General features: G+C 69.1%; 16 protein-coding genes and 3 pseudogenes. 11 read left to right on the top strand and 8 right to left on the bottom strand.

The window, feature by feature from the left end; translation table 11 throughout:
- Nucleotide 1 precedes the first annotated feature (1 nt).
- From serS to ACWD3O_RS00300, 4 genes are read right to left on the bottom strand one after another with little or no spacing between them, the layout of a single operon-like run.
- Nucleotides 2-1,294 (bottom strand): serine--tRNA ligase, encoded by a 1,293-nt coding sequence (gene serS / locus ACWD3O_RS00285; protein WP_451413017.1) that lies wholly within the window; start codon nucleotides 1,292-1,294, stop codon nucleotides 2-4.
- Entirely contained in the window at nucleotides 1,287-2,003 is a 717-nt protein-coding gene (locus ACWD3O_RS00290; protein ID WP_451414379.1) for a histidine phosphatase family protein, read from the bottom strand. The genes serS and ACWD3O_RS00290 overlap by 8 nt, the downstream gene beginning before the upstream one ends.
- Entirely contained in the window at nucleotides 2,000-2,881 is an 882-nt protein-coding gene (locus tag ACWD3O_RS00295) for an aminoglycoside phosphotransferase family protein (protein WP_451414380.1), read from the bottom strand. Before ACWD3O_RS00295 ends, ACWD3O_RS00290 begins: the two co-directional genes overlap by 4 nt.
- 50 nt (nucleotides 2,882-2,931) lie before the next feature.
- On the bottom strand, nucleotides 2,932-4,182 hold the full coding sequence (locus ACWD3O_RS00300) for a methionine adenosyltransferase (RefSeq protein ID WP_451414381.1): 1,251 nt from the start codon (nucleotides 4,180-4,182) through the stop codon (nucleotides 2,932-2,934).
- Nucleotides 4,183-4,394: 212 nt separating this feature from the next.
- Between ACWD3O_RS00300 and ACWD3O_RS00305 the strand changes: the two genes are divergently transcribed.
- The 5 genes and pseudogenes from ACWD3O_RS00305 to ACWD3O_RS00325 all read left to right on the top strand — a co-directional run.
- Nucleotides 4,395-5,168, top strand: a complete 774-nt coding sequence (locus ACWD3O_RS00305; protein ID WP_451414382.1) for an aminotransferase class IV family protein — start codon at nucleotides 4,395-4,397, stop codon at nucleotides 5,166-5,168.
- Between the two features lie 65 nt (nucleotides 5,169-5,233).
- Nucleotides 5,234-6,178: an SUMF1/EgtB/PvdO family nonheme iron enzyme gene (locus ACWD3O_RS00310; protein WP_451414383.1), complete on the top strand. Its 945-nt coding sequence runs from the start codon at nucleotides 5,234-5,236 to the stop codon at nucleotides 6,176-6,178.
- 296 nt (nucleotides 6,179-6,474) lie between these two features.
- Nucleotides 6,475-7,830, top strand: coding sequence for a hypothetical protein (locus ACWD3O_RS00315; RefSeq protein WP_451414384.1), 1,356 nt, complete (start codon nucleotides 6,475-6,477; stop codon nucleotides 7,828-7,830).
- Nucleotides 7,831-7,944: 114 nt separating this feature from the next.
- Nucleotides 7,945-8,329: pseudogene (locus tag ACWD3O_RS00320) on the top strand (XRE family transcriptional regulator); the annotation flags it as partial.
- Nucleotides 8,316-8,437 (top strand): annotated as a pseudogene (locus tag ACWD3O_RS00325) (NUDIX hydrolase); the annotation flags it as partial. The pseudogenes ACWD3O_RS00320 and ACWD3O_RS00325, both read left to right, overlap by 14 nt.
- Before the next feature lies 1 nt (nucleotide 8,438).
- Here the strand turns inward: ACWD3O_RS00325 and ACWD3O_RS00330 are convergent.
- From ACWD3O_RS00330 to ACWD3O_RS00340, 3 genes and pseudogenes are all read right to left on the bottom strand, one after another.
- Nucleotides 8,439-8,783, bottom strand: a pseudogene (locus ACWD3O_RS00330) (HD domain-containing protein); the annotation flags it as partial.
- A 74-nt stretch (nucleotides 8,784-8,857) separates the two neighbouring features.
- Nucleotides 8,858-9,415, bottom strand: a complete 558-nt coding sequence (locus tag ACWD3O_RS00335) for a hypothetical protein (protein ID WP_451414385.1) — start codon at nucleotides 9,413-9,415, stop codon at nucleotides 8,858-8,860.
- A 25-nt stretch (nucleotides 9,416-9,440) separates the two neighbouring features.
- The gene (locus tag ACWD3O_RS00340; RefSeq protein ID WP_451414386.1) at nucleotides 9,441-10,361 is read right to left on the bottom strand and encodes a hypothetical protein; all 921 of its coding nucleotides are present in this window, start codon (nucleotides 10,359-10,361) and stop codon (nucleotides 9,441-9,443) included.
- 552 nt (nucleotides 10,362-10,913) lie between these two features.
- Between ACWD3O_RS00340 and ACWD3O_RS00345 the strand changes: the two genes are divergently transcribed.
- The 6 genes from ACWD3O_RS00345 to ACWD3O_RS00370 all read left to right on the top strand — a co-directional run bounded on the left by ACWD3O_RS00345 (nucleotide 10,914) and on the right by ACWD3O_RS00370 (nucleotide 15,652).
- Nucleotides 10,914-11,783: an AraC family transcriptional regulator gene (locus tag ACWD3O_RS00345; protein WP_451414387.1), complete on the top strand. Its 870-nt coding sequence runs from the start codon at nucleotides 10,914-10,916 to the stop codon at nucleotides 11,781-11,783.
- Between the two features lie 174 nt (nucleotides 11,784-11,957).
- Nucleotides 11,958-12,443 carry a cation:proton antiporter regulatory subunit gene (locus ACWD3O_RS00350; protein ID WP_451413026.1) on the top strand — a complete coding sequence of 162 codons (486 nt, stop codon included), beginning with the start codon at nucleotides 11,958-11,960 and terminating at the stop codon, nucleotides 12,441-12,443.
- A 4-nt stretch (nucleotides 12,444-12,447) separates the two neighbouring features.
- Complete coding sequence (locus tag ACWD3O_RS00355; RefSeq protein WP_451413027.1) at nucleotides 12,448-13,713, top strand: cation:proton antiporter; 1,266 nt, start codon at nucleotides 12,448-12,450, stop codon at nucleotides 13,711-13,713.
- Between the two features lie 137 nt (nucleotides 13,714-13,850).
- Complete coding sequence (locus ACWD3O_RS00360) at nucleotides 13,851-14,447, top strand: HhH-GPD-type base excision DNA repair protein (RefSeq protein WP_451414388.1); 597 nt, start codon at nucleotides 13,851-13,853, stop codon at nucleotides 14,445-14,447.
- Nucleotides 14,448-14,594: 147 nt separating this feature from the next.
- Nucleotides 14,595-14,891, top strand: coding sequence for a type II toxin-antitoxin system VapB family antitoxin (locus ACWD3O_RS00365; RefSeq protein ID WP_003949502.1), 297 nt, complete (start codon nucleotides 14,595-14,597; stop codon nucleotides 14,889-14,891).
- A gap of 92 nt (nucleotides 14,892-14,983) precedes the next feature.
- Nucleotides 14,984-15,652, top strand: coding sequence for a LytR C-terminal domain-containing protein (locus ACWD3O_RS00370; protein WP_451414389.1), 669 nt, complete (start codon nucleotides 14,984-14,986; stop codon nucleotides 15,650-15,652).
- A 379-nt stretch (nucleotides 15,653-16,031) separates the two neighbouring features.
- Here ACWD3O_RS00370 and upp read toward each other — a convergent pair whose 3' ends face one another.
- Nucleotides 16,032-16,667, bottom strand: coding sequence for a uracil phosphoribosyltransferase (upp, locus tag ACWD3O_RS00375; protein WP_356132399.1), 636 nt, complete (start codon nucleotides 16,665-16,667; stop codon nucleotides 16,032-16,034).
- Nucleotides 16,668-16,788: the final 121 nt, after the last annotated feature.

Consider the following 16,788-nt stretch of genomic DNA (forward strand, 5'->3'; position numbering starts at 1 on the left):
GTTATGCCTCCGGTGTTCCGTCCGCCGAGATCCGGCGGAAGCCGAGGTACGGGAAGAGAGATTCGGGAAGGACGATGGAGCCGTCCTGCTGCTGGCCCTGCTCGAGGAGAGCGGCCAGGGTGCGGCCGACGGGCAGGCCGGAGCCGTTGAGGGTGGCGACCAGCTTGGGCTTGCCGTCCTCGCCTCGGGTCCGGATGTTCGCCCTGCGGGCCTGGAAGGTGCCGAAGTTGGAGACTGAGGAGATCTCCCGGTAGGTCTTCTGGCTCGGGATCCAGACCTCGAGGTCGTAGGTGAGCTGGGCCGAGAAGCCGGTGTCGCCGGCGGGCAGCTTGATAACGCGGTAGGCGAGGCCCAGCTCCTTCAGGCATGCCTCGGCGTGACCGACCATGGTCTCCAGCTCGGCGTCGGCGGTCTCCGGGTCGACGATCTTGACCATCTCGACCTTCGCGAACTGGTGCTGGCGGATCAGCCCGCGGGTGTCCCGCCCGTACGAGCCGGCCTCGGAGCGGAAGCACGGGGTGTGCGCGGTCATGGCCACGGGCAGTTCGGCGGGCGGGATGATCTCGTCCGCGAAGAGGTTGGTCAGCGGGACCTCTGCCGTCGGGATCAGGAAGAGATCACGGTCGGCCACGCCCGTCTTGAACAGGTCCTCCTCGAACTTCGGCAGCTGACCGGTGCCGGTCATGGTCTTGCGGGAGACCAGGTAGGGGACGGCGTACTCGGTGTACCCGTGCCGACGGGTGTGGATGTCGAGGAAGAGCGTCGCCAGGGCCCGCTCCAGAGCCGCGCCGGCTCCCCGGGAGACCGCGAATCGGGGACCGGACAGCTTGGTCGCCCGGCCGAAGTCGAGGATGCCGGTGGCTTCGCCGAGATCGACGTGGTCCTTCGGCTCGAACGGGAACGCGGGAGGCGTGCCGACGCGCCGGATCTCCACTGCGAACTCTTCCGAGTCGCCATCGGGTGCGGAGTCGTCCGGAAGGTTCGGGATGCTCAGGAGCAGGTCACGAAGCTGGGCCTCGATCTCTTCCTGCGCGGCTTCGATGTCGCGCACCTGCTCCTTGATCTCGCGGGCGCGCTCCTTCAGCTTGGTGATGTCGCCACCCTGCTTGGCGGTCTGCTGGACGTCACTCGCCACCCTCTTGGACTCGGCCCGCAGCTCGTCGGCCGAGCGGATGTTCTGGTTGCGACGAGACTGAAGGGATTCCAGCTCGGACAGGTCCAGGGTGTAGCCGCGACGAGCGAGCCGACGAACCGCTTCGGCACCCATTTCGATCAGGGCGCGGGCATCATGCATGAGGAAGATCCTTCTGATCCGGCGAGTGGTGGAATTCGGGACCGACGGTAGCAACCGCGGCCCCTTCACCCACCCGCATTACGTCCCCGTCACCGCATTCAACGGCAGGGCGCTCCAGAACGCCGGTTTCAAGATCCTTGATCAGGGCTCCGACACATCGCGGCAAGTCGTCGTCGGAAATGGCGACCGGCTCGGCGTAAGGAGCCTCGGGGAAGAACAGAGGTGGGGCCTCACCAGGCACCCTGTCGCTGTTCCACAGGAGCACCGAGAGCAGCAGGCCGTGGGAGACCAGAACCCGAGGGCCCTGGTGGTCAAGGGCTGCGAGCACCCCGGTGAGCATTCTGCGGATGCCCTCGGTCTGTGACTCGCGGCTACCGGGCGGACGTCGGTGCGCGCCCTGGCCCTCGAGCCAGGCGGCGTATTCGAGAAAGGGTCCGCCCTCGAATTCGCCGTAGTCGAGTTCGTTCAGCCTCGGCTCGACGACCAGTTCCGGTCCGGGAACTCCCATCAGCAACTGAGCCGTCTGCCGAGCTCGGGGAAACTCGCTGGCCAGCCACGTCTTCACACCGTGGAGAGGAACGCTGCTCCATCCCCCGCCCAGCGACCGCCGGCCCTCTTCGTCCAGCAGGATCGGCTTGGCCGGATCGCCGTTGACCAGGTAGCGACGGCTGTGGTCCGTCTGCCCATGCCGAAGCACGTAGGTGATCATCGCGACTGACTCCTTGAATACGTCGTCTCCGCCAGCCACGTGAGGACGTCGGCCATGGCCGCTGCTCGCGGATCGTCGGTTTCCAGGTAGAAGAGGAGGCCGTCCAAGGCCAGCGCCCGGCACCACGGCACCAGGGCGAGTGCGGGGATGCGGGAGATCCGAGCGGCAGTGGCCAGGCGTGCCGAGGTGCCCCGGCCGAGGTCGTAGTAGACGGTCCAGAACGCCCAGTCGAATGCGGCATCACCCACCATCGGGAGGGGGTCGGCCAGGCAGGGGTGGCCCAACTGGTTGAAGAGGACGTTCTCCCGGTAGAGATCCGCATGCAGGACTGTGGTCCGGTCGCCGTCCTCCTCCAGAGCCGCAAGATCTGGAAGAGCTGCGTCGACAAGACGCAGCCACTCGCCGGCCTCGACCAGCTCCAGGCGGCGGCGCACCCTGGGACGCACCTCTTGGCGCAGGTACGACGTCAGCGAAGGAAGCTCGACCGAGCCGACCTGCCGCCGCCCCGCGGTGTGGACGGCACGAAGAGCGGCAGCGACAGAAGGCAGCTCCCAGGCAGGGCGCCGACAACCGCCGGGGCGGCCCCCGATCATCTCCAGGGCCGCCACCGCCAAGTCGTCCGCCACCTCCACGACTCCTGCTGCCGGACCACCCGCCCACACACGCAGGGCGGTGACTTCGCTACGGAACCGGGCCGGATCGACCCACGCCTTGAGGATGAGCGGACGACCGTCGAAGTCCTCGGCCGTGGCCACCACCGAGGCATGGCCGGTGTCGTGATAGGCCCCGAGTGTGAGCTTCCAGCGTTCGGCCGCCGAGTTCATCCGGCCGGGGACCGAGTCGAGCCACCCGGAGATGTCACTGCCGTAGTGCGTCACCAGCCGGCGTCTGCATGCCGGGGAGACCTCTGCGAGCGCCCGCCTGTTCATCAGCTCAGCACGATCCCGTCGGAGACCAGCTCGTCGGTGAGCGCCGGGAACTCACCGAGCGCCTCCTCCACCAGTGCCCGCGCCTTGTCCACCTCGGCATCCGGGGACGACAGGCGGACGAGGATGCGCCACGGCCGATCCAGGCGCTGCCCGGTCGTGCTCACCAGGTGGACCTCGGCGTGCCCGCCTGTGGCCTCGTGGAGCCGCTGGGCAAGTCGCCGTGCGGCGATGTTGTAGAGCTTGCCCACGTGGTACACCGGGTTCTTGCCGTTGGCTCCTTCCAGGTTCATCGGCCGGAGGGGCGTGATGAGCCCGTTGACGCGGTTCCCGCGGCCGACGACGCCCTCATCGCCGGACTCGATCGAGCTCCCGGAGTAGGTGAGGTACAGCTCGTCCTTCTCCGGCACGTCGCGGGCGTTGAGCCGGAAGCTCGCCTGCGCGCCCGGCAGGCGCAGGCCGGCGAGCCGGTAGCACTCGGCCAGGACGCTCTCCGTGTTCCGGACGTACTCCGCCCGGCTGGCGACGAGCCGTGACTTCTGTGGCACGCAGAGCACGACGTCCGCCCGCTCCCCGTCCCAGTAGCCCATGAGCTTGACGTCCGACCCGCACCAGGGGTTGGAGCGCGTGAAGTCGCTCTCCCCGGAGAAGTGGTCGACCAGGTCCCGGGCGAACGACTCGAAGACGTTCTCCGGCGCCCAGCCCGTGCCCAGCGACGTGTCGTTGGACAGCCTCACCCGCCTCTCCCTCAGGTCCTCGATCGAGCGCGGGTTGAACCAGCGGGTCCGGTCGGGCACCCCGTCGCCCGTGAGAACCGCACCGGGGCTGGAGTTGCTCGTGATGTGGAAGACGATGTCGAGATGGTCGGAGACCTCGGGGAGCCGGCGGGCGAAGAACGCCCGCACCTCGGCCTCCACGAGCTCCTCGACGGGAATCCGCTCCCCGCCGCACATCGGCGCGGCACGGCCGTTGACGAGCACGCGGACCGGAGCGGTCATCCGGCCGGCGCCGTACCGGACCTCGCTCGCTCCGCCGAGCAGGGCGAGCTTGTCGAAGTTGTGATGCAGGACCGCGCCGAAGTGCTCCACGGTGTAGGCGCTGTACGCGCGGGACAGCCCTTCCGCCAGGTGATCGGCGAGGGTGTCCGGATGGCCGAGGCCCTTGCGCTCCACGATGGTCGTGGCGTCCGGGGCGAACCCACCGGTCTCGATGACCAGGTGGCTGTTGTCGATGGTCGTGCTCGTACGGGGCACCACGCACTTCCTCTCGCAGGACAGGAACGGGGCAGAGACGAGCGTCGGCGCACCTGCCGAACAACGGGTCTCGTTCTCACCACAAGGCTGCTGGCCTGGCTCGTTCGCCAGAACGTCCTCCCACCGCCCCAGGACCGAACTTTCACCGAACTTGTGCCCCTGGCCAGGCCGTTCGCGGCTGGACCACGCGAGCGAGGTGGCACTCTGGCCGCATGGCAGAACTCAACGGAGAACCGGTCACGGCGACCCAGCTTCAGAACCTGGCCCTGACCAACTACGGCCACTTCACTTCCATGCGGATGGACGACGGGCGCGTCCGTGGCCTGAGCCTGCACTTGGAGCGCCTCGAACGCGACTGCCGACAGCTCTTCGGCGTTGCCCTCGACCCGGAGCGCGTCCGCGCACTGGTCAGGCGTGTCGCTCCCCCCACAGGATCGACGACGATCCGCGTCACGGTCTTCGATCCCAGCCTCGACCTCGGACAACCGAGCAAGGCAGATGACCCGCACATCCTGGTGACCTCCCGGCCGGCCGGCGCCCTTCCCCTCCCGCCCCTCGCAGTGGGGAGCAGGACCTATGTGCGCGACGTGCCGAGCGTCAAGAGCGTCGGCCTCTTCGCGACGCTGCACCACCGCCGCCAGGCACAATTGCAGGGCTTTGATGACGCGCTCTTCGTCGACCAGGAGGGCGTGATCTCCGAGGGAGGCACCTGGAACATCGGCTTCTTCAACGGGAGCCGTGTGATCTGGCCGAATGCCGACTGCCTGGTCGGGGTGACCATGGAGCTTCTGAAGGCCACCCACGGCCATGAGACCCGCTCGGTCCGGCTGAGCGACCTGACTGACATGGATGCCGCATTCGCGACCAACGCGGCGATCGGTGTCCGTTCCATCCGCTCCATCGACGGCATCCCGCTGCCGGAGTCCCACGCGATCATCGACACGCTCCGGAAGGAGTACACGGAGATCGAAGGCGACTTGCTGTAACGCTCCGAAGCCGGGTGCACACTGGCTAGGCTGAGCAGGGCCGACCCGTAACAAGGAGTCCTGCAGTGGCGACAGTTGAGCGGTGGTCCGGGCTGGAGGTCCGGGCCTTACGCGAGGCATCGCGGATGAGCACCGAGGAGTTCGCAGCCCGTCTCGGCGTCAGCGACCGCATGGTGTCCAAGTGGGAAGCACGCAAGGACACGATCCGGCTCAGGCAGGTGAACCAAGCGGCCCTGGACACTCTCCTCGCCGGCTCACCGCCCGAGGTCCACGAGCGGTTCGCCAGCCTCGCCCGCTCACTGGGCACGGTGCTCCCCACGCAACAGAGCCCAAGCCCCGGGTTCGAGCCGCAACACCACCAGGTCCGCCACCCCCGCGACGGCAAGAAGATGGCATTGGTGGAGGCGGGCACGTTCTTGTACGGCGAGAGGAACGAGCCGGCCTGGCTCCCGTCGTTCTACATCGACGTCTTCCCGGTCACCAACAGCGACTACGCGCGCTTCGTGACGGCTACCGGTCATACTCCGCCTCAGCATTGGAACCGCGGCACGCCTCCCGAGGCCATCCTCGACCATCCCGTCGTCTTCGTGACCTGGCACGACGCCGCCGCGTACGCCGCATGGGCGGGCAAAGAACTGCCGACCGCCCAGCAATGGGAGAAGGCTGCCCGAGGCACACGCGGCGACACTTACCCGTGGGGCAACAACGCCACCCCGGCCAAGTGCAACTCCCGCGAGAGTGGCATCGGCTCCACCACTCCCGTGAGCCGATACCACAGCGGAGTCTCCCCGTACGGGGTCTACGACCTCTGCGGCAACACCTGGGAGTGGTGTTCCACCCGCTCCGGGCCTGGCCGCTACGAGCTCAAGGCCGGCGCCTGGACCAGCCCCTTCGTCCGCGCCACCCCCGCCATGTTCAACGACGCCTCCGCCGAGATGCTCGACGACGACACGGGGTTCCGTTGTTCGGCGCTTGGGACCGTCATCGACGCCGTGATCGGCAAGGTGTGAGGGTCAGTGTCACGACGCTGGGCAGTCAGCTCTGCCAGGGCCGTGCACAGGCCCGTGGTGTCCTCGGGTGCCCGGCGACAGTCCTACACCGCGGCGGCCACCTACCTGGACTGCACCACTCTTGAGATGTGGGTGCCCGACAGGTAGCGGGCCTCCTCATGAGTGAGGGCGGGTTCGTTGCCGTCGGATTTGGTCGAACCCCGGCGTGCGCCTCTCCTGCGTACTTGTTTGCGCCCCCCTGCCCCGTCCTACCGTCCTCCGGCTCACGCCACACGACGTCGACGGAAGGACTGCAGGTGAACGAGGGCGATCCCAAAGCTGTTGCCGAGATCCTCCACGAGCTCAGCACCACCTCCCACGTCCAGGTCCGCTCATCCACCGAACTCGCTGCCCAGGTCACCAAGGCTGCGGCGGAAGAGGACGAAAAGCGCATCGACGATGGGCGTGGTCCGCTGCGCCGACGCACCGACTACCGAGCCGTCGCGAGGGCACCGCGATCACTGGGGCTCACCCCCTGGCAGGTCATCCACGCCATCGGCCTCGGTGCTGCTTCGGCCCGCCAGGGCGCGGGGCGGGGACTCGCCGAGCATTGGGGCTGTCTCCGCTACGTCCAAGCCCTGGAAGCCAACCGAGGCCGCTACCTGCAGCTGTCGTCCGAGGGCCGTGATCTTCTGCGCTTCTACAAGGCCACCCAGTCCGGAGAAATCGGCACCGGCTTCGCCTCGCTGTTGGCCGAGAAAATCGTGAGGTCCCGGTACCCCGACCACTCGGTCTCCGTAATCCCGGCGGACATCGCCCTGAAGGCGGGCTGGGCGCTGACCGGGTCGGGCAACGGCCGGCGTCCGGAGCCTCTCCAGCGACGGCCGCACTTCTTCGTCGAAGCCTGGCAACCGGGGCAGCCGTCCAAGGTCCTCCTCCTCGCCTCGAAGGGCACGCACAGCAGCGCCCATCAGGTACACAAACAGCTGAGCACGGCCAGTGCCCACGTCGAGTCGGTGCACATCGGGCCCTACGGCACCGTCCCGTACCTGCTCATAGGAACCGAGATCCCCGCCACGGAGTCCCTCGCCCTGCACGCCCTCGAGAAGCCAGGCATGTCCCTTCTCCAAACTCCCGGAGAGGAATCCGGAGCCGACCTGGACCTGGTACTGGAGCAGGACAATCGCGTGCCCGACGTCGTGCGATCCACTGACCGCGGCGAGGCGACCGTCCCAGGCTTTCAGGTGCTGCCGAACTCCTACGCGTGGTTCAGCATTGTGCTCGCACGGACGGAAGCAGCCACGCTCACAGCCTTCACCGGAGGCGGCAGGCCCACCGCCCAGTACCTGACCAAGGAACAAGGACACCGCCACTTCCTGCACGACGCCCGCACCGACACGGTGAAACTGCGAGATACGAAGCACGCCATCCACGGCATCGACTTCGTCGGCACCGACCACATCTACCGCCTCAACGGCACCCGTGTGGAGGCGTTCTCCGGCCTCGAGAGGAGTCTGTACGAGCACCTCCACCACGGCCGCGTCAACGAATACCGCCGCGAGGTACACGACCTCCGCGGGCAATGGCCCGATCGCAGCACGTCTGGGCAATGGAACGTGGTGTCCATCCGCGCTGACGGGACCGTGATGGCAATCCGTCTTGTGGAGGAGTGACCCAGGAGATCAGCGGCAGCTGCTGAACGGCTCGGGTAGACGCCTACGCTGGCACGCCCACTCAGCGGCGGGGCGTGCCGGCTGGGCGCTCGTACCCAGGCCGCCCGGGATGTTGTCCGGCTGTGCTTCGGTGCCCCGGTCGGCGGGGCGGTCGCCGTCCGGGGCCGGGAGGAAGGCATCGGAGACACTCTCGCGGCGAAGATCCGCGCGTCCCCTCACCTACTACCGCCCCCTTCTCGGCACTCCGGGATGCGAGGTACGGCTGCACGACGCGACCTTGTACACGTCGCTGTTCCTGTACGACGAGAACCTTCTGGCCAACCCACATGTCTGGGGGCGCCCCGCCAGCGCCAACCCCCTTCTCCACCTCAGGAAGAGCGTCGAAGGCGGCTGGTACGACAACTACGCTCAAAGCTTCGACGCAGTCTGGGCCAGCGCGAAGCCGTGGACGCCCGAGACACCAACCCAGGAGGGGTACGCCACGTATGGGCAGAACTGAGTACTACAACGATCCCGACGCGCCCAAGGCTAACCCCTCATCCCTGCCAGCAACCTGCTGGTGGTCGACGACAGCGGAGCCATCCTCCTCCAGCGCCGCCGCGACACTAGCGGCCCAGGATCTCCGCCACGCGCTCCTGGGCAGTCGTCCTGTCTCCGTCGGGTGTGGTCGTCATGTCGTACACGAGCGCGTCCACCAGAAGCGGCTCATCAAGCAGCGGGAATTCCACCACGAGTTCGTCCTGCAGCCCACGTTCCTCGGACTCCAGCAGGGCGAACGAGTGGTTCGCGACCAACCTCGTGAGCCACTCGTCGGCCTTGTGCTCGTCACGGAGGAACCGTGCCCTGACCAGCGGGTGGAAGCCGGTCACCGCGAGCCGGGGCGCGTAGCCGACGTCGTGCAGCGTGGCCGCGGCGACGAGCAGGTCGGCATCAGCGGAGCGAGCAACTCCCACTCCCGGTGAGTGAGTTCATGACGACGTACCACGACACCATGGTCTATCACCCAGATGATCTTTGAGAACGGACCCTAGATGACATAGCGATTTTGACGCCGCTCAGCCCATCTCGGATCCCGCACTGGCATAGGTGGCGGGTCCGGTTCCGTCAGGTCAGCGTCTGCTAGGCCCATGATGCTGTTGAAGAGCCAGATTAGCCGCGCGAACCTGAGAGCAGCGAAGGCCAGAGTGAACTCGAAGACGAAGCGGACGGACAGTGGGTCACCGTCTCGATCCAACGACAGGGCCATCAGCAGAAGAACGCAGCACAAGGCAGTCGACTGAAGCATGCTGCGCCAGCTACGCCTCAGCTCAGCGTGGTGCTGTATGCGCACCGCACGGAGTCTCTCGCCGTTGGCAGCCGTGTACAGGGAGATGGCGATGGCGCTAAGTCCCCCGATGGCCGACATCACACCAGCCGCTGCCGCGTAGAGATCAGTGCGCTGCGAGGAATCGATCCAGCTCAGCCAGTCTCCTGAGTCCGTGCTCCGTACCACGAGAAGATGGGCACCAAGAGCTGCTCCGGCGACCAGATAGTCCAGCCACAGATGGCTGGCCCAGACGTCCTCGATCGTGTCGCGTACGCTCACGTTGCCCCCATGGTCCGCGCCGCGATCACCTGTCCCCTGCGTCCACCGCCATCCGCAGAGCGTCCTGATGCTCGGCCGCCGCCACAAGGATGGCATCCACTGCTGACACGATCCTGATTGAGTTACCTTCTTCATCCGTTGCAGGTACGCGCTTCTTGGCCGTGATGTTGTGCTCGACCAACTCAACGAGCTGCGTCCGCTCTGGACCGCCTGGATCGCTGTACACGAGCCTCGCGCGTGCCATCTCTGCGCCCGTCACAACGTCCGAGATCTCTTCAAGATCAGCAAGCAGAGCCTGCCGGTTCCCCTCGTGCTTCTTGCCCCGAGGCACCGAAATGATCATCGTCACGTTGATCTCTCCGTAGGACTCGCCAGCAGTACGGAAAGTCCGGGCAAGGCGCCCAGTGCGCTGGCTCAGCGCTCCCATCTTGTTGCCCATCAACTTGATCTCGACGCGGCTGGCGCTCGTGGCGGTCTTCAGACGCTCGATCTCAGCGTGAGCAACGACGGGCCGTACTGCGAACTGAGTATCCGGGAAAATGGCGAGCCCGTTCAGCCACGCCTCCAGCCCTCGGTGACTCGGCGCGGAACGGCTGCCCGGCATGATTCCGACGATGTTGCCGAACGGCAGAAAGCAGATGACCGAGGTGTCCAGGTAGCCCTCCTGAGCATTCTGCTCCAGCTCCCGGAGGTCACCAGTCACCCAATTCACCACCGAGAGCCACTCACCTGCGTCCTTAACCCGGTGCAACAGGAGGTGGTCCTGTTCGTTGTGGGTGGCGATAGTTCCGACCAGACGCGCTTCACCCTCGTAGGTGCGCTCCCCGACAGGCGCCCTGGACAGCTCCGCCAAGGTCGCGTCCCAGTCGAGCTGCTGAGGCAGTCGCCTGCCTTCACCATTCCTGACGACTACCACTTCGTAGAAGTAGACCGTCCGTTCTTTCATGTGCGCAAAAGTGGCCAAAACATACCCCCTCGCAAAAAAATCACCGCTGACCCGCCCAGAAGCCGGCCACTCCACCCTCGGTGAAGAAACGATCGTATGCCCCAGCCCCTGCAAGCGCTGCCGCCTCGGCAAGAGGGGTGGAGATTCACGTCTACTCACCCAGCCGCAGCCGCGCCCCTGGTACGGTTCGCCGCCCTCCAATCGCTGGACCGACTGGTCTCAGTTCTGGTCTCATTCACCCACGTCCGGGCCAGTCCGGACGAGTCCGGACTGAGTACTCCGCCGCAGGTCAGGATTCCTGTGACCTGCCCCGAACCCCCGGACGAACATTTGGAAAGCGTGTTGGGGGCAACCCCTCACGAGTTCGAATCTCGTATCCTCCGCCAGTGCCTCACCGGGCACGATGTCGAAGGGCCCCACCGTTCGCGGTGGGGCCCTTCGACGTTCACCGGCCGGTGGTGGCGCGGAACCGGCAGGCTGATCGGACCGGACCGTAACGATCGGGCGGCGGCCGGGCGCGCACCGGCAGGGTGGTTGCCGGAAGGAGGCCTCGTGATCTCGGCACTCAACAAGCTGGTCGACCTGGTCGAGGAACACCTCACCGAGGACCTCGACGTGACCGCCGTCGCCCGCGGGCTCGGGACGACGGAGTACCACCTGCGCCGGATGTTCTCGTCGCTGGCCGGCATGCCGTTGTCGGAGTACGTCCGGCGCCGCCGCATGACGGTCGCCGCCGCGGACGTGATCCGGGGCGGCGAGGACCTGCTGGGCATCGCCGTCCGGCACGGCTACGGCTCCGCCGAGGCGTTCGGGCGGGCGTTCCGGGCGGTGCACGGCGCCGGTCCCGGTGAGGTCCGCCGCGACGGAGGCCCCCTTCGGACCCAACCCCACCTCAGGTTCCGCCTGACCGTCGAAGGGAGCACCCCCATGGACACCCGCCTCACCGACCGCCCCGCGTTCCGCCTGATCGGCCACGCGGCCCGGGTCCCGCTGATCCACCAGGGCGTCAATCCGCACATCCAGCGCCACATCGCCTCGCTGCCGGTGGAGGAGCACGGGCGGCTCAAGGCCCTCGGCGCCACGGAGCCGGAGGGCCTGTTGCAGGTCACCGCCGACGTCGCCCCGGACGCGGCGGAGGGCAGCGAGCTGACCTACCTGCACGGCGTCGCCGTACCCGAGGACGCCTCCGTCCCCGGAGACCTGGACGTGATCGACGTCCCGGCCGGCACCTGGGCGGTGTTCCGCAGCTCGGGCCCGCACCCGCAGGCGCTGCAGACGACCTGGGCGGCGACCGCGACCGAGTGGTTCCCCTCCAACCCGTGGCGGCTGCGGCCGGGGCCGTCGATCGTCGCCGTGCTGGAGCGGGCGGAGGACTTCTCCACCGCGACCTGCGAGCTGTGGATGCCGGTCGAACCGGCCTGACCCGACGGAACCCCCGCCCCGCGGCCCCGCCCGCGGGGCGGGGGCGGTTCGGCCGCGGCCCGGACCAGACCCGGCTTCGCGTGCGGTCACCTAAGGTGGCTGGGCAGGCTTTACCTGCCTATTACACATACCGTCCGGTACGAAACCGGACGAACGTACGCGAAAGGGACTGCCGTGGGTATTCCACGCCTCAGCAGCACGCCCCTCCCAGGAATCGGGGTGCGGTACGACCTGACCACACGGGAGCACCGCTGCATCTCGGTCGTGGCCCAGCGCGACGGCAGCCGCACGCTCACCGCCTACCGCAAGGACGACCCGGACGCCGCCGAGGTGTCGCTCCACCTCACCCCGGGTGAGTCCACGGCGCTGGTCGACGCGCTCATGCCGACCCACCACAGCCCCAGCCTGCTCTCCGCCAACGACCTCGGCCTGGTCGCCGAGCGCATCGAACTCTCCGGCACCGCCCGGTGGAACGGCCGGTGCCTGGGCGAGACGCAGATGCGGACGCGCACCGGTGCGTCGATCGTCGCGGTGATGCGCAGCACCCAGGCGTACCCCTCGCCCGCCCCGGACTTCCGTCTCGCGGGCGGCGACATCCTGATCGTGATCGGCACCCGCGAGGGCGTGGAAGCCGCCGCGGCGATTCTCGGGCAGGAGTGATCGAGTGCACTCGACCGCGACGTTCCTGATCGAGTTCGGCGCCATCATCCTCGGGCTGGGCCTCCTCGGCCGGTTCGCCGGCCGGTTCCAGTTCTCCCCCATTCCCCTTTATCTCCTGGCGGGCCTCGCCTTCGGCGAGGGCGGGCTGCTGCCGCTCGGCGCGAGCGAGGAGTTCGTGGCGATCGGCGCGGAGATCGGGGTGATCCTGCTCCTGCTGATGCTGGGCTTGGAGTACACCGCGACCGACCTGGTCACCAACCTGAAGACGCAGTACCCGGCCGGTCTGGTCGACATGGCGCTCAACGCGCTGCCGGGCGCCGCGATGGCGCTGCTGCTGGGCTGGGGCCCGGTGGCGGCGGTGGTGCTCGCGGGCGTCACCTGGATCTCGTCCTCCGGCGTCATCGCCAAGGTGCTGAACGACCTCGGACGGGTCGGCAACCGGGAGACCCCGGTGATCCTGAGCATCCTGGTCCTCGAGGACCTGTCGATGGCCGTCTACCTGCCGATCATCACCGCCCTGCTGGCCGGCACCGGCCTCGCCGCGGGCAGCGTGACCCTGGCGATCGCCCTGGGCGTCGCCGGACTGGTGCTCTTCCTGGCGGTCCGGTTCGGGCGGCACATCTCCCGCTTCGTCTCGCACCAGGACCCGGAGAAGCTGCTGCTGGTGGTGCTGGGCCTGACCCTGCTGGTGGCCGGCATCGCCCAGCAGCTCCAGGTGTCGGCGGCGGTCGGCGCGTTCCTCGTCGGCATCGCCCTGTCCGGTGAGGCGGCGGAGGGCGCGCACCATCTGCTCTCGCCGCTGCGGGACCTGTTCGCCGCGGTGTTCTTCGTCTTCTTCGGCCTCCACACCGACCCGGCCGCGATCCCGCCGGTGCTGCTGCCGGCGCTGGCGCTGGCCGTGGTCACCGCCCTCACCAAGATCGCCACCGGCTACTGGGCGGCCCGGCGGGCCGGGATCTCGGTCAACGGCCGCTGGCGGGCCGGCGGCACGCTGGTGGCGCGCGGCGAGTTCTCCATCGTGATCGCCGGGCTCGCGGTGACCTCCGGCATCGAGCCCCGGCTCGGCCCGCTGGCCACGGCGTACGTCCTGATCCTGGTGATCGTCGGTCCCCTCACCGCGCGCTACACCCAGCCGGTGGCGATGGCGCTGTCCCGCGCCGCGGCCCGGCGCCGCGAGGGGTCCGCCACCGCGGCTACGGCGGTGCCGGAGCAGCGGGCGGCCGTGCCGGAGCCGGAGCGGATCGACGGCGACCGCGTCGAGCGGCCCTGATCCCTCCGCCCGCTCCTCCCGGCTCCCCGGCCCCCGCCTCTGCCACCGCCCGGTGACCCGGCTCCCTCCCGCCGGTGGAACCTCAAAGAGCGGGGGGCCGGGGAGCGGGACGGGGTGGGGCGCGGGATCATCGGGGCATGGACGTCACTCTCCACCTCGCCCAGGACCCCCCGGCCGACGAACTGCTCGGCCGCAGCCCCCTCGCCGCGCTGGTCGGCATGCTGCTCGACCAGCAGGTCCCGATGGAGTGGGCGTTCAAGGGGCCGCGCACCATCGCCGACCGGATGGGCGCGGACGACCTGGACGCCCACGACATCGCCGCCCACGACCCGGAGGCCTTCGCCGCGCTGCTCTCCGAGAAGCCGGCCGTGCACCGCTACCCCGGCTCGATGGCCGGGCGCATCCAGCAGCTCTGCCAGTACCTGGTGGAGCACTACGACGGGGATGCCGAGAACGTCTGGCGGGACGTCGCGAGCGGCAAGGAGCTGCTGAAGCGGCTCAAGGAGCTGCCGGGGTTCGGCGCGCAGAAGGCGCAGATCTTCCTCGCCCTGCTCGGCAAGCAGCTCGGCGTCCGTCCCGAGGGCTGGCGCGAGGCGGCCGGCGGGTACGGCGAGGAGGGCTCCTACCGCTCGGTGGCGGACATCACCGGCCCCGACTCGCTGACGAAGGTCCGCGCCCACAAGCAGGAGATGAAGGCCGCCGCCAAGGCCGCGAAGGCGGCCAAGGCCACGTAGCGGAGCGTCCCAGGTGTCCGGCCCCGCGGGGCACCGGGCGTCTCGGGGTGGTCCGGCCCCCCGCGGGGCCGGTCCGTCCGCGCCCGTAAGGGCACGGTTCACCTCCAGTGGCTGCGCCGAGCGCACCATCCCCGGTAGGCTTTCCGTGTGATCTTCAAGCGCATCGGAAACGGCCGGCCGTACCCCGATCACGGCCGGGAGAGCACCCGGCAGTGGGCGGACGTCGCGCCGCGCCCGGTCCGCCTCGATCAGCTCGTGACGACCAAGGGCCAGCTCGACCTCGAGACCCTCCTCGCCGAGGACTCCACCTTCTACGGCGACCTCTTCGCGCACGTCGTGAAGTGGCGGGGCGACCTCTACCTGGAGGACGGCCTGCACCGCGCGGTCCGCGCCGCGCTCCAGCAGCGCCAGGTCCTGCACGCCCGCGTGCTCGAACTGGACTGACCGGCGGCAGCTGTTGCCCCTTTCGGGTTGACTCCCGCCAGGATGATGATCGTCTTGTAGGCATCCCCGGCCGTGCGCACTACGCTGCGCTCATGAGCATGCTGACCCCACCCGGCATGGGTGGCCGGTACCGCGTGACGGGGAAGACCTACCCCCGTATGCGGCGGCCCAAGAAGCGCCGCAGAGTCGTCGCGCTGACCGCGCTCCCCGTCGCCCTGCTCGGGCTGCTCGGCTGGGGCACGCTGCAGCTGATCGACGTCTTCACCGGCGGCGACGAGGCGTCGGCGGCCGGCGCGACGGCCCTGTGCGCCACGCGCCCGAGCCCGTCGCCCACCCCGGCGAAGGCCTATCCCCGGCCCGACGGGATCACCGTCAACGTGCTGAACGCGACCACCCGTGGCGGGCTGGCCAAGAAGACCGCCGACGAGCTGAAGAAGCGCGGCTTCCAGATCGGCGAGGTGGGCAACGCGCCCAAGGAGTACGACAAGAAGGTCAAGAGCGCAGGGCTGCTGCGGGGCGGCCCCGAGACCGCCGACACGGTGCTGCCGGTGCTCGGCACGCAGCTCGCCGGCGCCGAGCTCCGGCCGGACGCGGCGCGTGAGCCGGACGAGAAGGCGAAGACCCCGGTGGTCGACCTGATCATCGGCGACGGGTTCAAGGACCTGGCCGCGCCCGCCGCGGCCGAGAAGGCGCTGGCCGCGTTGACCGCGCCGGAGCCGAAGCCGACGCCGACGCCGAAGGCGTCCCGGCAGGCCTGCTGAGGCGACGACGGCCCGGGCCTCACCACGGCCGGGCCTGGCCTGGCCTGGCCTGGCCTGGCCTGGTCGTGGTGAGGCAGCGCGCGGGGCGGAGCGGGGCGGGGCTGTCGGGCGTGGGGCCACCGAAGCAACCGCTGCCGTTCGGGCACCGAGGCAAGCGCCGGCGTGCCGGCACCGAGGCAACTGCCGGCGTGCCGGCACCAAAGTCGACGCTGGCGTGCGGGCACCGAAGCAGCCGCTGACGTGCGGTGACTCCGGGCGGACATACGCGCGCCCTCCGCGGTGGAACCGGCACCGGGCCGGGTTCCGCCGGGGAGGGCGGTGTCGTGGGGCGGGCCCGCCGAGGACGGGGCGGGAGCGGGGCCGCGCCGGGCGGCTCGGACTACTCGGCCGCGCCGTACATGCGGTCGCCCGCGTCGCCGAGGCCCGGCACGATGTAGCCGTTCTCGTTGAGCCGCTCGTCGATCGAGGCGGTGACCACGGTGACCGGCACGTCCGCCAGGTCCCGCTCCATGACCTCGACGCCCTCCGGCGCGGCCAGCAGCACCACGGCCGTGACGTCGTCGGCGCCGCGGTCGATCAGCTCGCGGATGGCCGCGACCAGCGTGCCGCCCGTGGCCAGCATCGGGTCCAGCACATACACCTGGCGCCCGGAGAGGTCCTCCGGCATGCGGGTGGCGTAGGTGGAAGCGGTCAGCGTCTCCTCGTTGCGCACCATGCCGAGGAAGCCCACCTCGGCGGTCGGCAGCAGCCGGACCATGCCGTCCAGCATGCCCAGGCCGGCCCGGAGGATCGGCACCACCAGGGGGCGCGGGTGGGACAGGCGGGTACCGGTGGTGGTGGCCACCGGGGTCTCGATCTCGACCTGCTCGGTGCGCACGTCACGGGTGGCCTCGTAGGCCAGCAGGGTGACGAGCTCGTCGGCGAGCCGACGGAAGGTCGCGGAATCGGTGCGCCGGTCGCGCAGGGTCGAGAGCTTGTGGGCGACCAGCGGGTGGTCGACGACGTGGAGACGCATTGCTCCACAGTAACCGGGCACGAGGACCCCACCCACCAGCCCGTCCGCTCCTCCGCGGGGAGGCGCCCGGGCGGACGGGGCGGCATCGAATACGCCGCCCGGGGGAAGGCGGAAGGAACAC

Source organism: Streptomyces sp. NPDC002640 (assembly GCF_053592575.1).

Bases quoted from the DNA above. Each gene is read 5' to 3' on its own strand.
- ACWD3O_RS00370 (WP_451414389.1), top strand. From the start codon at position 14,984: ATGAGCATGCTGACCCCACCCGGCATGGGTGGCCGGTACCGCGTGACG.
- upp (WP_356132399.1), bottom strand. From the start codon at position 16,667: ATGCGTCTCCACGTCGTCGACCACCCGCTGGTCGCCCACAAGCTCTCG.
- ACWD3O_RS00360 (WP_451414388.1), top strand. From the start codon at position 13,851: ATGGACGTCACTCTCCACCTCGCCCAGGACCCCCCGGCCGACGAACTG.
- ACWD3O_RS00290 (WP_451414379.1), bottom strand. From the start codon at position 2,003: ATGATCACCTACGTGCTTCGGCATGGGCAGACGGACCACAGCCGTCGC.
- serS (WP_451413017.1), bottom strand. From the start codon at position 1,294: ATGCATGATGCCCGCGCCCTGATCGAAATGGGTGCCGAAGCGGTTCGT.
- ACWD3O_RS00305 (WP_451414382.1), top strand. From the start codon at position 4,395: ATGGCAGAACTCAACGGAGAACCGGTCACGGCGACCCAGCTTCAGAAC.
- ACWD3O_RS00340 (WP_451414386.1), bottom strand. From the start codon at position 10,361: ATGAAAGAACGGACGGTCTACTTCTACGAAGTGGTAGTCGTCAGGAAT.